This is a genomic window from Limnohabitans sp., assembly GCF_038134685.1.
Classification (GTDB): domain Bacteria; phylum Pseudomonadota; class Gammaproteobacteria; order Burkholderiales; family Burkholderiaceae_C; genus Limnohabitans_A.
In genome coordinates, this window is sequence record NZ_JAYPVP010000036.1 from 1 (window position 1) to 13,930 (window position 13,930).

Below are 13,930 nucleotides of genomic sequence, written 5' to 3' on the forward strand. Positions count from 1 at the left end.
GGGGGGTGGGGGGGGCGGTGTTGGTGGGGGGGCTGTGTACCCGCCCCCGCCCCAAGCCCCACCCTGGCGGTTACCATCGGGCTATGTTTAGTTATCGTCACGCCTTTCATGCCGCCAACCATGCGGATGTTCTCAAGCACATCACACTGCTGGCCACCCTGCGCCATTTGCAGCAAAAGGAGGCCGGCATCACCCTGATCGACACCCATGCGGGCGCGGGTCTGTACCGGCTGGATGGCGATTATTCGCAAAAAGGTGCCGAGGCACAGGACGGCTTGTTCAAACTGCTCGAAGCCGCTGCCAGTCAGGACGAGCTACCCGAGTCGGTGCAGGACTACCTGGACCAGGTGGCCCATTTCAACCCTAATGGTGAAGCCCGCGTTTACCCCGGCTCGCCGGTGCTCATGGCCCAGTTGCTGCGTTATGAGGCACGCGACCGCCTTAAATTGTTCGAACTGCACCCGACCGATATCGATTCGTTGACGGGCAACATGGCCCAGCTGGAACTGGGCCGCGCCGTGCAGGTGACGCGCGAGGATGGCTTTGCTGCCCTGCCCAAGCTCTTGCCCCCACCGGCCTCGGCCAGCGGCTCCAAACGCGCCATGGTGTTGATGGACCCCAGTTACGAGATCAAGTCCGATTACGCCAAGGTCAGCAATGTCATTGCAGACTGCCTCAAGCGCTTTCCGACCGGTACCTATTTGGTCTGGTACCCAATCATTCCGCGCCCTGAGGCGCACGAGCTGCCCCGCCGCCTGCGCACCCTGTCCAACCAGGCCAAACGCAGCTGGGTCCACGCCACACTGGCCATTGGCCGTGGCGAAGAAGGCGACACCGGCTTGTCGGCCAGCGGCATGTTCATCATCAACCCGCCCTACACCCTGGCTGAGCAGCTGCGTGAAGCCCTGAAAGTCGTGGGGCCCGCACTGGCGCGCGGCAACGGCAAAGGCTGGCAGGTCGAAGCTGGCGGCGCCTGACACTTTGCTTGACCGACCGGCACCGCATCAGGGAAAATCCTGAGCCCAAGCCCTCAAATTAACCGACCGATCGGTCGGTTAATGGGTATACTCGCTTTTCACGCACCTTCAGCACGTGCAGGAGAAAGCCATGTACACCCAATCCTTCAGCGTTTCCGACCAAGATGACGCCAAGTCCGCAGGACTCAAGGCGGTACCCAAGGAAGCCAGCGCCAGCGAACAGGCGCTGCAAGCCCAGTTCGACGCCCGCATTGACGCAGATGGCCGCATCGAGCCGCGCGAGTGGATGCCAGACGCTTATCGCAAGACCCTGGTGCGTCAGATCAGCCAGCACGCGCACAGCGAGATCGTTGGCATGCTGCCCGAGGGCAACTGGATCAGCCGCGCCCCCAGCCTCAAGCGCAAGGCCATCCTGATCGCCAAGGTGCAGGACGAAGGCGGCCACGGCCTGTACCTGTACAGCGCGGCCGAAACGCTGGGTACCAGCCGCGACGAAATGCTGAGCGCCCTGCACACCGGCAAGGCCAAGTACAGCTCCATCTTCAACTACCCCACGCTCAACTGGGCCGATGTGGGCGTGATCGGCTGGCTGGTCGATGGCGCGGCCATCATGAACCAGATTCCACTGTGCCGCTGCAGTTATGGCCCGTATGCCCGCGCCATGGTGCGCGTGTGCAAAGAGGAATCCTTCCACCAGCGCCAGGGCTACGAAGCCCTGCTGGTGATGATGCAAGGCACGCAAGCGCAAAAGGACATGGTGCAAGACGCCGTCAACCGCTGGTGGTGGAAGTGCCTGGCCATGTTCGGACCGCCGGACGCCGACAGCCCCAACAGCGCGCAAGGCATGCGCTGGGGCATCAAGCGCATCAGCAACGACGACCTGCGCCAGAAATTTGTGGACGCCACCGTGCCCCAGGCCAAGGTGCTGGGTGTGACCCTGCCCGACCCCGACCTGAAGTGGAACGAAGCACGCCAGGCACATGACTACGGCCAGATCGACTGGGACGAGTTCTGGTCCACCGTGAACGGCAACGGCCCCTGCAACAAGGAACGCCTGGGCGCCCGCGTCAAGGCCTGGAACGACGGTGCGTGGGTGCGCGAAGCCGCTCTGGCCCACGCCAAGAAACAACAGCAACGCCAAATGAAGGAGGCCGCATGAGCACCGCACCCGCATTGAAAGAATGGCCCCTCTGGGAAGTTTTCGTTCGCAGCAAGCAGGGCCTGGAGCACAAACACTGCGGCAGCCTGCACGCCTCTGACGCGCAGCATGCGCTGCAGATGGCGCGCGACGTGTACACCCGCCGCCAGGAAGGCGTGAGCATCTGGGTGGTGCAGTCCAGTGCCATAGCGGCCAGCGAGCCCAACGACAAGAGCGAATTCTTCGAGCCTGCCAGCGACAAGATTTACCGCCACCCGACCTTCTACGAGATTCCCGAAGAAGTGGGACACATGTGATGCAAGCGCCTGTTGATTACCTGCTGCACCTCGCAGACAACGCGCTCGTCCTCGGCCAGCGCAACGCCGAATGGTGCGGCCACGGCCCCATCCTCGAAGAAGACATTGCGCTGTCCAACAACAGCCTGGACCTGATCGGCCAGGCCCGCCTGCTCTACCAACATGCGGCCACACTGATCGGTCAGGGCGCCACCGAAGACACGCTGGCGTATTTCCGCGACGTGCCCGACTTCAAGAACTACACCCTGTGCGAACTGCCACACCTGCCGCTGATGTCGGCCACCGCCTGCGGTGACCGGGACTTTGCCACCACCATCGTGCGCAACTTCCTCTACAGCAGCCTGATGGTGCTGGTGTGGGACCGCCTGCAGTTGTCCAAAGACGAACAGCTGGCCGCGATTGCCGCCAAGTCGCTCAAGGAGGTGCGCTACCACCTGCGCCACTCGCGCGACTGGCTCGTGCGTCTGGGCGACGGCACCGACGAATCGCACCAACGGGCACAAGCCGCACTGGACGCGCTCATGCCCTACACCAGCGAGTTCTGGGTGGCCAGCGCGCAAGAAGCCGCGGCACAAGCCAATGGCTGTGGCCTGGACATGGCCGAGCTGCGCGCCGACTGGAACACCATCGTCGACGCCGCACTTCAGGAAGCCACGCTGCAGCGCCCAGCCGACAGCGCCTTTGTGCCGACCGGCAAGCAAGGCGTTCACTCGGAGCACCTGGGTTTCGTGCTGGCCGAAATGCAAAGCCTGGCACGCCAGCACCCCGGCGCCACCTGGTAAGTCGCGCATGACCACGACCCTGACCCGCGCAGAGCAGGCCTGGCAATTGCTGGAGGGCCTGAGTGACCCGGAAATCCCGGTGATCACGCTGCGCGAGCTGGGCATACTGCGCGAAGTCCGCGAAGGCGCTCAGGGTCTGGAAGTGGTCATCACCCCCACCTACAGCGGCTGTCCGGCCATGGGCCAGATCGAGGACGATGTGCGCAGCACCTTGGCCGCAGCAGGGCTGCAGGCCAAGGTAGTCACGCAACTGGCCCCGGCCTGGACCACCGACTGGATGACCGAGGCCGCCCGCGAGAAGTTGCGCGCCTATGGCATTGCGCCGCCGCACGCCTGCGCCAGCGAGAAAACCGGTTCGGCCAACGTGGTGCAGTTCGCGGCACGCAGCGCCAAAACCGAAGCAGTGCATTGCCCGCAATGTGGCTCGGCCAACACCACCGAAACCTCCCATTTCGGCTCCACCGCCTGCAAGGCCCTTTACCGGTGCCTGGACTGCATGGAACCATTCGACTATTTCAAACCCTATTGAGCCAAGCGAGCCGACATGCGCTTTCATGACCTCACCGTTTCCCGCGTCAGCACCGAAGCCGCTGGCGCCGTGGCCATCACATTGGCCGTGCCCGCTGACTTGCGTGCGCTGTTCGACTTTCAGCCCGGCCAGTTCCTGACCCTGCGCGCCGATATCAACGGCGCCGATGTGCGCCGCAGCTACTCGGTCAGCTCCGCACGCAGCCAGCTGCAGCGTGGCGAACTCGAAGTGGGCATCCGCCCGGTCGAAGGCGGCGTGTTCTCCAACTGGGCGGCCACACAACTCAAGGCCGGAGACACCCTGCGCGTGATGCCGCCGGACGGCCGCTTTGTGGTGCAGCGCCCCCGTGCCATCCACCGTGTGGGCTTTGCCGCCGGTTCGGGCATCACGCCCATCCTGTCCATTCTGGCCACCACGCTCGAAGAGCAGCCCGAGAGCAAATTCACGCTGGTCTATGGCAACCGCCGCATGGACAGCGTGATGTTCAACGAGGCGCTGCAAGACCTGAAAGACCGCTACCCCTCACGTCTGACGCTGATCCACATCCTCTCGCGCCAGGCGCAGGAAGTGCCGCTTCTGGAGGGCCGCATCGACGGCGACAAGGTGCGCGCCATCATCGACAACTTCCTGCCCGTGGGCAGCATGGACGAGGTCTTCATCTGCGGCCCCGAGGCCATGATCGAAGAAACCGAAAAAGCCCTGCTGGGCGCAGGCGTGTCACCCAAGGCCATCCGCACCGAACGCTTCACCTCGCCCACGCTCGAAGCCCTGAGCCCCGAGCAAAAGGCCAAGGCCGTGCTGGGCCACAAGGCCACGCGCGATGGCGGTGAAGTGCAACTCACAGTGGTGCTCGACGGCAAGCCCTACGAGATGCCGATGAACAAGAACGAGAAGATCCTCGACATCGCTTTGGCCATGGGCCTAGACCTGCCCTACTCGTGCAAGGGCGGCGTGTGCTGCACCTGCCGCTGCAAAGTCACCCAAGGCACGACCGAGATGGACAAGAACTTCACGCTCGAAAAACCCGAGGTCGATGCCGGCTTTGTTCTGTCGTGCCAGGCCCGCCCCACCAGCGACCGTGTGGTGGTGAGTTTCGACGAGCGCTGAGCCCCTCAGCGTGGCATCAGGCCAGGCGCTGCACCAGCGCCGTGGTCGCCGCACTCTGGTTCATCGTGTAGAAATGCAGCGAAGGCGCACCGCCTGCCACCAGGCGTTCGCACAGGCCGCTGACCACTTCGTGCCCGAACGCCTTGATGGACGCGATATCGTCGCCATAGGCCTGCAGACGCAGACGCACCCAGCGCGGAATCTCGGCACCGCAGGCATCCGAGAAACGCAGTAACTGCGACGAGCTGGTGATGGGCATGATGCCCGGCACCACCGGAATGTCCACACCCAGCTTGCGCACATCATCCACAAAACGGAAATAGGCATCGGCGTTGTAGAAGTACTGCGTGATGGCCGAGTTGGCACCTGCCTTGGCCTTGGTGGCAAACGCTTGAAGATCAGCTTCGGGAGACTTGGCTTGCGGGTGCACCTCGGGGTAAGCCGCCACTTCGATGGCAAAGTCATCGCCCGTTTCGGCGCGAATGAAAGCCACCAGATCGCTGGCGTAATGGAACTCGCCACCCGCACCGTAGCCGCTGGGCAAATCGCCGCGCAAGGCCACCAGGCGTTTGACACCCATGCCCTTGAGCGTGGCCAGTTGGCTGCGCACCGAGTCTTTGGTGGCACCAATGCACGAGAAGTGCGAGGCTGCGGCCACACCTTCGGCAATGATTTCTTTCACGGTGGCAAAGGTGCCCTCTTGGGTAGAGCCCCCTGCACCGTAGGTCACCGAGCAAAACTCGGGCTTGAGCGCATACAGCTGCTGGCGTACGGCCCGCAGTTTCTCTGCGCCCTCAGGCGTCTTGGGTGGGAAAAATTCAAAACTCACCGGCAGCTTCATGGTGCTGTTCCTTGTTGTTCTCGTCAGGCAGGCTTGACAGCCTGCACAAAAAATTCACGATTGCCGTCACCGCCCACAATCGGGCTGTCCCGCCAGGCCTGCACCTGCAAACCCAGCATGGCGCACGCTTCACGCAAACGGGATTCGACCACAGCATACAGCGCCGTATCGCGCACAATGCCACCCTTGCCGACCTGGCCCGGCTGCAGCTCGAACTGCGGCTTGACCAGCATCAGCAAGTGCCCACCGGGTTTGAGCAAGGCCACCACACCCGGCAACACCAGCGTGAGCGAGATGAAGGACACATCGCCCACAGCCAGGTCAAAACCCTGAGCGGCATCCGGGATACGCGCATCCCCTGCCTGCAGCTCACGGGCATTGAGCCCTTCGATACAAACCACCTTCGCATCGCTGCGCAGGCGCTCGTGCAACTGGGCATGCCCCACGTCCAGCCCCACCACCTGCGCCGCACCTTGTTGCAGCAGGCAGTCGGTAAAGCCGCCCGTGCTCTGCCCAACATCCAGACAACGCCAACCTGATATGTTCCAGCCCGCGGCCAACAACGCTCCTTCGAGCTTGAGGCCACCACGCGACACGTAGCGCGCCTCGGCATCGTCAAGCAGCACCAGCTCGGCATCTTCAGGCACCTCGTCGCCGTTCTTGGCCACATGCCTGAACGCCCCAGCACCCACACGCCACTGCACGCCCGCGGCAATCAGCCGCTGGGCTTGCGAACGCGAGGAGGCCAAGCCATGTTCGACGAGGAGTTGATCAGCACGCATCACGAGCATCTGTCACTGCGAGCGCAGCGTGGCAGTCTGCAGATCGCCACACTCCGTTCGCGATGACACACTTTGCATCAATAGCGATAGGTGTCAGGCTTGTAAGGACCTTGCTTGGGCACGCCGATGTAAGCAGCTTGCTCGTCGCTCAGCTCGGTCAGCATGGCACCGACTTTCTTGAGGTGCAGGCGAGCCACTTTTTCGTCCAGATGCTTGGGCAGCACATAGACCTTGCCGATATCGTAGGCGTCCTTGTGTGCAAATAGCTCGATCTGCGCAATCGTCTGGTTGGCAAACGAAGACGACATCACGAAGCTGGGGTGGCCTGTGCCGCAGCCCAGGTTCACCAAACGGCCCTTGGCCAGCAGGATGATTTTCTTGCCATCAGGGAAGATGACGTGGTCCACCTGGGGCTTGATTTCTTCCCACTGACACTTTTCTTCCAGCTTGGCCACCTGGATTTCGTTGTCGAAGTGGCCAATGTTGCAAACAATGGCCTGGTCCTTCATGGCGGCCATGTGTTCAAAGGTGATCACATCCTTGTTGCCGGTGGTGGTCACGAAAATGTCGGCCTTGTCGGCTGCCCACTCCATGGTCACGACACGATAGCCTTCCATCGCGGCTTGCAGTGCGTTGATCGGGTCGATCTCGGTCACCCATACCTGGGCGCTCAGGGCGCGCAGGGCTTGTGCAGAACCCTTGCCCACGTCACCGTAGCCACAGACCACGGCCACTTTGCCCGCCACCATCACGTCGGTAGCACGCTTGATACCGTCCACCAGCGATTCGCGGCAGCCGTACAGGTTGTCAAACTTGCTCTTGGTCACCGAGTCATTCACGTTGATGGCGCGGAACATCAGGCTGCCTTTGGCCGACATTTCCTTGAGGCGGTGCACGCCCGTGGTGGTCTCTTCGGTCACGCCAATGATCTGCGCGCTCTTGCGGCTGTACCAGGTGCTGTCCTCGGCGAGCTTGGCCTTGATGGCGGCAAACAAGATGCGCTCTTCTTCGCTGCCGGGATTGGCCAGCACTTCGGGGTGCTTTTCAGCTTGTTTGCCCAGGTGCATCAGCAGCGTGGCGTCGCCACCATCGTCCAGGATCATGTTGGGGCCTTCGCCCTCGCTGCCCTTGGGGCCAAAGTCGAAAATGCGGTGGGTGTAGTCCCAGTACTGCTCCAGTGTCTCGCCCTTGATGGCAAACACCGGGGTGCCGCGCGCGGCGATGGCGGCGGCAGCGTGGTCCTGGGTGGAGAAGATGTTGCAGGATGCCCAGCGCACTTCGGCGCCCAAGGCTTGCAGGGTTTCGATCAACACAGCCGTTTGAATGGTCATGTGCAGCGAGCCGGTGATGCGAGCACCTTTGAGCGGCTGCTGGGCGGCGAATTCTTCGCGGATGGCCATCAGACCGGGCATTTCGGTTTCGGCAATCTTGATCTCTTTGCGGCCCCAGTCGGCCAGGCCAATGTCGGTGATCACGCAGTCCGCATTGACGGCGGTTTTGAGAGGTGCATTCATGTAAGCGCTCCAGTGCAAAGGGTTGACCACTGGGGAATGCGAAAGCCTGGAAGATGGACTCACCGCACTGGACCAGTGGATGAGCGTCGTTGCGAATGGAAGGGTTCCGAGCCTCACGCCTGCTGCCAGCCCTAGGCTGGTAGGCGCTGCAACGCTCCTCGGAATGAGGCTGATTATAGACAAATGACTGCCAGGCGGTTGCCACGGCCTTCGGCCTCGCAGTGACGGCCAATGCCACATCGTCATGGCGAGCGCAGCGCGGCCATCTCCGCGCTCAGGCCCAGTAAAATTGGAGCATCTTCTGCTGCAGCTGCAGCCCTTTGCTCCCAGGACCCCTTGTGACCTACGCCCACGAAACCCGGCGCCGCCGGACGTTTGCCATCATTTCGCACCCCGATGCGGGTAAAACCACGCTGACCGAAAAGCTCTTGTTGTTTTCGGGCGCGATCCAGATTGCCGGCTCGGTCAAGGCCCGCAAGGCCTCGCGCCACGCCACTTCGGACTGGATGGAGATTGAAAAGCAGCGCGGCATCTCGGTGGCGTCTTCGGTCATGCAGATGCTCTACCGCGACCACGTCATCAACCTGCTCGACACGCCCGGTCACAAGGACTTCTCTGAGGACACCTACCGGGTGCTGACAGCCGTGGACTCGGCGCTCATGGTCATTGACGCGGCCAACGGTGTGGAAGCGCAGACCCGCCGCCTGATCGAGGTCTGCCGACAGCGCGACACGCCCATCATCACCTTCGTCAACAAGATGGACCGCGAAGTGCGCGACCCGCTGGACATCCTCGACGAAGTCGAACGCGAACTGGGCATGCCCTGCGTACCCATGACCTGGCCGGTGGGCCAGGGCAAGAGTTTTGGCGGCATCATCAACCTGCGCACGCAGGCCATGACGGTGTTCGAGTCGGGCAGCGAACGCCGTCCACAAGACTTCGAGACCATTCCCTTGAGCGAACAGGCCAAACTGTCTGAACGCTTTGGCAACGAATGGCAAACCGCCATGGACAGCATGGAGCTGGCCACCGGCGCCTCGCCTACTTTTGACCATGAGGCCTTTCTGGCGGGCAAGCAGACGCCCGTGTTTTTCGGCTCCGGCGTCAATAACTTCGGCGTGATGGAAGTGCTGGACGCGCTGGTCGATCTGGCCCCCTCGCCGCGCCCGCGCAAAAGTTCGCTGCTCGTCAACAAGCAGCCCGTCGAAAAGATCATCCAGCCTGAAGACAACGCGTTTTCGGGCGTGGTCTTCAAGGTGCAGGCGAACATGGACGCCAACCACCGCGACCGCATCGCCTTTGTGCGCATGGCCTCGGGCAAATACACCCCTGGCATGAAGCTCAAGGTGCAGCGCACCGGCAAGGAACTGCGCCCCACCAGCGTGGTGACCTTTCTGTCGCAACGCCGTGAGGCCGTCGATGAAGCCTATGCAGGCGACATCATCGGCTTCACCACTCACGGCGGCGTGCAGCTGGGCGACACCATCACCGACGGCGCCAACCTGCAGTTCACCGGCCTGCCCTTCTTCGCGCCCGAACTCTTCATGACCGTAATTTTGAAGAACCCGCTGCGTACCAAACAGTTGCAGCAGGGTCTGGACCAGCTCGGCGAAGAAGGCGCGATCCAGGTGTTCAAGCCCGAAGTCGGCGGCCCCATGCTGCTGGGCGCGGTCGGTCAACTGCAGTTTGAAGTGGTGCAGCACCGCCTGAAAACCGAATACGACTGCGATGTGCGCCTGGAAGGCTGCCAATACACCAGCGCCCGCTGGATCACGGCGGACAACGCACAGGACCTGCGCGAATTCACCAGCACTTATCCGCAGCGCCTGGCGCTGGACGCGGCAGGCACGCTGGCGTACTTGTGCACCAGCCCGTACGACGTGCGCCTGGCGCAAGAACGTTTCCCCAAGATCCACTTTCACCCGCTGCGTGAGCACGCGGGCCTGGCGCTGGGCTCGGCCCACTGACATACCGTGCGCCCTCTGCGTGACTGGCAAGCGGATGGCATCGTTGGCGTCTTCACCGACATCGACGACACGCTGACCACTGAGGGCACCATCAGGCCCAATGCCTTGCAGGCACTGGCAAACCTGAAGGCGGCCGGACTACACGTGATAGCAATCACCGGCCGTCCCGTGGGCTGGAGCCAGCCGTTCGCCCAGAGCTGGCCAGTGGATGCGATCGTCGCTGAAAACGGTGCGGTAGCCCTGGTGCACGAAGTCGGCCAATCACCGCGCAAGATCTACCAGCAAGAGGCTGCCACGCGTGCAACCCACTTGAAACGCATGCAACAAGTGCTGACAACGATCGAGCAAACCGTTCCTGGTGCCATGCGCTCGCGAGACAGCGATGGGCGCGAAACCGATATCGCCATCGACCACAGCGAATTCACCCACCTGTCGCCTGCCGCCATTGAAGCAGTGGTGCAAATCATGCAGGCCGCAGGCATGACCGCCACCATCAGCAGCATCCACATCAACGGTTGGTACGGCGAGCACGACAAACTCAGCGGCGCTCGCTGGATCGTGCGCGAATTGTTCGGGCGCAATCTCGACGCTGAAATCGAGCGCTGGGTGTATGTGGGCGACTCCACCAACGACCAGGTCATGTTCAAACACTTTGAGCACAGCGTGGGCGTCGCCAACATTCGCCGCTTTGCCGATCAATTGCGACACCCGCCGCGCTTCATCACACAAGGTGAGCGCGGTGATGGATTTGCCGAATTGACGGCCCACCTGCTAAAAGCACGCTCATGACCTCAAGCAATACACTCACCTGGCAAGAAGAAAGCGGCACGCGCACAGCCCTGTGGCAAGCAGACAATGGCGCTCGCCAGCCCAGTCGCATCCAGGTGGCCAAGGAAATGGACGCCGACACCGCTTACCGATTGGCCAGCGCGGGAACGGGTCTGCTGTGGCGCGGCGACTTTCAACACGCACGCCAATTGCTGCAAGCCATGTCAGCACGCATGGATGCAGCCGGACAGCGCAAGAAAAAACCAACGCCATCCACCGCCGCCGAAAGCTTTGAACAACACCGCAAAGCCCAGGCCCTGCGCGTGCGCGTACTGGGCCAGCTGCTGATTGAAATCGATGGCAACTACGGCATCCCTCTCAAGCGCTCACCCGATGTTGTGCAGGCCTGCACAGAGGCATGGGGCCCTGCTGATGGACAGGCGCGTGTGGTGCCGCTGCGCAGCCTGCTGGGCCTGATCGGTGCACACGAGTGGCGCAAAAAAGGCGTCCCCGTTGCGACGCTGAATGGCGCACACATCCATCCACACTACGGCGTGTTCTCGCCGGTGCGCGGCGAGTACCTTGACCTGGTGGCACAAGCCCCCCTGCCCGCAGCGTTGCAGCACTGCCCGCAAGCCTTTGACATTGGCGTGGGTACCGGGGTGCTGTCCGCACTGCTGGCGCGCCGTGGCGTGCCACGTGTGATGGCGACCGACTTGTCCGAACGCGCCTTGGCCTGCGCCCGCGACAACCTGCAGCGGCTGGACCTGCTGTCCAAAGTCGAGTTGGTGCAGACCGATCTTTACCCTGCTGGCAACGCCGCGCTGGTGGTGTGCAACCCGCCCTGGCTCCCCGCCAAACCCACCTCCACATTGGAGCAAGCCGTCTACGACGAAGACAGCGCCATGCTGCGCGGTTTTCTGCAAGGACTGACCGCGCACCTGTGCCAAGGCGGCGAAGGCTGGCTCATCCTGTCGGACCTGGCCGAACACCTGGGGCTGCGCACACGCGATCAGCTGATGGACTGGATCGCGAACGCAGGATTGAAAGTGCTCGGCCGCCTGGAAACCCGGCCACGCCACAGCAAGGCACAGGACCCCAGCGACCCGCTGCACGCGGCGCGGGCAGCGGAAGTCACTTCGCTGTGGCGATTGGGCGTGGGCTAAAGGACCGCGCCATCACAACCCCAGCCACACATGCCGCACCAGAAACACTGACAGGATCCACATCGTCACGCCAATCAGCACATCGAGCACCTGCCAGGCGCGGGGCTTGGCAAACCAGGGCGCCAGCCAGCGCGCGCCATAACCAAGAGCAGAAAACCACAGCACACTGGCGGAACTCGCCCCCAACGCGAACCAGCCACGCAAGGCGGGCGGCTGCTGAGCGCCAATGCTGCCCACCAGCAACACCGTGTCCAGATAGACGTGCGGGTTGAGCAGGGTGAAAGCCGCCGCTTGCATGAGTGCAGCCTGCAGACGCATGGGCTGTTCACCGGCGGCTGCGGTCAAGGCCCCCGCATGCCGCGCGCGGCGCAGGGCCGTCCAGCCGTACCAGGCCAGAAACACCGCCCCCACCACGGCCAGCGCCCGTGTGAGCACTGGCTGGTCGCCAAGGGCCTGCCCCAGACCCATGACGCCCGCTGTGATCAGGGCAGCATCGGACAAAGCGCAAAAGGCCACCACCGCACCCACATGTTCACGTCGCAGACCCTGTCGCAGCACAAAGGCGTTTTGCGCGCCGATCGCCACGATCAGCCCCAGGCTCAGAGCCAGGCCTTGGCCCCAAACGGGCAAGGCCTTCATCACAATCTCATTCCAGTTCATGCGATCGAGTTTGCCCTTGCTTAAAAATGAAGGCAAACTGTCTTTTCTTTATTCGCATTAGAAAAACTGAATTTATGCTGGACTACGCCGCCCTCTCGGCCCTGGCCGCCGTGGTGCGCGAAGGCAGTTTCGATCGGGCCGCCCAAGCCCTGCACGTCACGCCCTCGGCCATTTCGCAACGCATCCGCCTGCTCGAAGAACGCATGGGCTGCGCCCTGGTGCTGCGTGGTCAACCCTGCCAGCCCACCGAGGCGGGCCGACGGCTGTGCCAGCATGTGGACCACGTGCAGTTGCTGGAGCAAGAGCTGCATGGCGCCCTGCCGACACTCTCATCCGATGCACCGATACGCCCGAGGCTGCCCATTGCCGTCAATGCAGACAGTCTGGCCACCTGGCTGGCCCCGGCACTGGCGAGCTATGCCGCACAGGCCCCTGTGCTCATGGATGTGGCGGTGGACGATCAGGACCACACCGCGCAGTGGCTGCGCAGCGGGGCCGTGTTGGCCGCCGTGACGGCCAGCGCCCGACCGGCCGCCGGTTGTAACAGTCAGCCCCTGGGCGCCATGCGTTATGTGGCGGCCGCGAGCCCCGCCTTCATGGCACGCCATTTTCCGGACGGTGTCGATGTGGCCAGCCTGTCGCTTGCCCCCAGCCTGCAATTCAACGCCAAAGACGATTTGCAGGCCCGCTGGGTTCGCCTGTACTGGGGCAAACCCGTGGAACTGCCCCGACACACCCTGCCCTCGGCCCAGGCTTTCGTCACCGCCGGTCTGGCCGGCATGGGCTGGGGTCTGCACCCACAAGCCTTGATTGAAGGCCATTTGGCGCAGGGCAGCTTGGTTGAACTGGTGCCGAAGCGTCCGCTGGACGTGCCCCTGCATTGGCAGCAGGCCCGCGTGGCGTCACGCCTGCTGGGGCAGTTGACGCAGCACGTTGTCACCGCTGCACGAACGGCCCTGCAACCGGTCTGAACCCCGAGTCAACTGCGGGCCAGCACCGGCGCCAGCGCCTTGCCTGTGTGGGTGCCTATGCGCACCAGATCTTCGGGCGTGCCGGCGGCGACGATGCGGCCACCGGCGTTACCGCCCTCCGGTCCCAGGTCGATGATCCAGTCGGCTTCGGCGATGACATCAAGGTCGTGTTCAATGACCACCACGCTGTGCCCGGCATTGACCAGGCGGTGAAGCACGCGAATGAGCTTGTCTACATCGGCCATGTGCAGACCCACGGTCGGCTCGTCGAGCACATAGAGCGTGTGCGGCGCCTTCTGGCCACGCTTGCCCACTTCGTCGCGCACCTTGGTCAGCTCTGTCACGAGCTTGATGCGCTGCGCCTCACCACCGCTGAGGGTGGGCGAAGGCTGGCCGAGCGTGAGGTAACCC

At 63.0% G+C, this 13,930-nt stretch carries 14 protein-coding genes, 1 pseudogene and 1 riboswitch; of the genes and pseudogenes, 10 read left to right on the forward strand and 5 right to left on the reverse strand.

Annotated features, from left to right (window positions below):
• The first annotated feature begins 83 nt into the window (after nucleotides 1-83).
• The 6 genes from AAFM15_RS11125 (at nucleotide 84) to paaE (ending at nucleotide 4,850) form a co-directional block, all read left to right on the forward strand.
• Nucleotides 84-977, forward strand: a complete 894-nt coding sequence (locus AAFM15_RS11125; RefSeq protein WP_341686795.1) for a 23S rRNA (adenine(2030)-N(6))-methyltransferase RlmJ — start codon at nucleotides 84-86, stop codon at nucleotides 975-977.
• Nucleotides 978-1,107: 130 nt separating this feature from the next.
• Nucleotides 1,108-2,136, forward strand: coding sequence for a 1,2-phenylacetyl-CoA epoxidase subunit PaaA (paaA, locus tag AAFM15_RS11130; RefSeq protein ID WP_341686782.1), 1,029 nt, complete (start codon nucleotides 1,108-1,110; stop codon nucleotides 2,134-2,136).
• Entirely contained in the window at nucleotides 2,133-2,432 is a 300-nt protein-coding gene (gene paaB, locus AAFM15_RS11135) for a 1,2-phenylacetyl-CoA epoxidase subunit PaaB (RefSeq protein WP_341686783.1), read from the forward strand. Before paaA ends, paaB begins: the two co-directional genes overlap by 4 nt.
• Nucleotides 2,432-3,214 (forward strand): 1,2-phenylacetyl-CoA epoxidase subunit PaaC, encoded by a 783-nt coding sequence (gene paaC / locus AAFM15_RS11140; protein WP_341686784.1) that lies wholly within the window; start codon nucleotides 2,432-2,434, stop codon nucleotides 3,212-3,214. The genes paaB and paaC overlap by 1 nt, the downstream gene beginning before the upstream one ends.
• Nucleotides 3,215-3,221: 7 nt before the next feature.
• The gene (paaD, locus tag AAFM15_RS11145) at nucleotides 3,222-3,743 is read left to right on the forward strand and encodes a 1,2-phenylacetyl-CoA epoxidase subunit PaaD (RefSeq protein WP_341686785.1); all 522 of its coding nucleotides are present in this window, start codon (nucleotides 3,222-3,224) and stop codon (nucleotides 3,741-3,743) included.
• Between the two features lie 15 nt (nucleotides 3,744-3,758).
• A complete protein-coding gene (paaE, locus tag AAFM15_RS11150; protein WP_341686786.1) occupies nucleotides 3,759-4,850 on the forward strand; it encodes a 1,2-phenylacetyl-CoA epoxidase subunit PaaE in 1,092 nt (363 codons plus the stop codon).
• Between the two features lie 16 nt (nucleotides 4,851-4,866).
• Here the strand turns inward: paaE and metF are convergent, their stop codons facing one another.
• From metF to ahcY, 3 genes are all read right to left on the reverse strand, one after another.
• A complete protein-coding gene (gene metF / locus AAFM15_RS11155; protein ID WP_341686787.1) occupies nucleotides 4,867-5,691 on the reverse strand; it encodes a methylenetetrahydrofolate reductase [NAD(P)H] in 825 nt (274 codons plus the stop codon).
• 23 nt (nucleotides 5,692-5,714) lie between these two features.
• On the reverse strand, nucleotides 5,715-6,473 hold the full coding sequence (locus AAFM15_RS11160) for a TlyA family RNA methyltransferase (protein WP_341686788.1): 759 nt from the start codon (nucleotides 6,471-6,473) through the stop codon (nucleotides 5,715-5,717).
• Between the two features lie 77 nt (nucleotides 6,474-6,550).
• A complete protein-coding gene (gene ahcY / locus AAFM15_RS11165; RefSeq protein WP_341686789.1) occupies nucleotides 6,551-7,987 on the reverse strand; it encodes an adenosylhomocysteinase in 1,437 nt (478 codons plus the stop codon).
• Between the two features lie 74 nt (nucleotides 7,988-8,061).
• Nucleotides 8,062-8,153, reverse strand: a riboswitch (S-adenosyl-L-homocysteine riboswitch).
• Nucleotides 8,154-8,325: 172 nt separating this feature from the next.
• On the opposite strand from ahcY, the gene AAFM15_RS11170 reads away from it, so the two are divergent.
• From AAFM15_RS11170 to AAFM15_RS11180, 3 genes are read left to right on the forward strand one after another with little or no spacing between them, the layout of a single operon-like run.
• Nucleotides 8,326-9,954 carry a peptide chain release factor 3 gene (locus tag AAFM15_RS11170; protein WP_341686790.1) on the forward strand — a complete coding sequence of 543 codons (1,629 nt, stop codon included), beginning with the start codon at nucleotides 8,326-8,328 and terminating at the stop codon, nucleotides 9,952-9,954.
• 6 nt (nucleotides 9,955-9,960) lie between these two features.
• Complete coding sequence (locus tag AAFM15_RS11175; protein WP_341686791.1) at nucleotides 9,961-10,743, forward strand: HAD-IIB family hydrolase; 783 nt, start codon at nucleotides 9,961-9,963, stop codon at nucleotides 10,741-10,743.
• A complete protein-coding gene (locus AAFM15_RS11180) occupies nucleotides 10,740-11,888 on the forward strand; it encodes a class I SAM-dependent methyltransferase (RefSeq protein WP_341686792.1) in 1,149 nt (382 codons plus the stop codon). Before AAFM15_RS11175 ends, AAFM15_RS11180 begins: the two co-directional genes overlap by 4 nt.
• A gap of 12 nt (nucleotides 11,889-11,900) precedes the next feature.
• Here the strand turns inward: AAFM15_RS11180 and AAFM15_RS11185 are convergent, their stop codons facing one another.
• Nucleotides 11,901-12,548: a LysE/ArgO family amino acid transporter gene (locus AAFM15_RS11185; protein ID WP_341686793.1), complete on the reverse strand. Its 648-nt coding sequence runs from the start codon at nucleotides 12,546-12,548 to the stop codon at nucleotides 11,901-11,903.
• A 74-nt stretch (nucleotides 12,549-12,622) separates the two neighbouring features.
• Here AAFM15_RS11185 and AAFM15_RS11190 point away from each other — a divergent pair, with 74 nt between their 5' ends.
• Nucleotides 12,623-13,519: a LysR family transcriptional regulator ArgP gene (locus AAFM15_RS11190; RefSeq protein ID WP_341686794.1), complete on the forward strand. Its 897-nt coding sequence runs from the start codon at nucleotides 12,623-12,625 to the stop codon at nucleotides 13,517-13,519.
• Between the two features lie 8 nt (nucleotides 13,520-13,527).
• Here the strand turns inward: AAFM15_RS11190 and AAFM15_RS11195 are convergent.
• Nucleotides 13,528-13,930: pseudogene (locus AAFM15_RS11195) on the reverse strand (hypothetical protein); the annotation flags it as partial.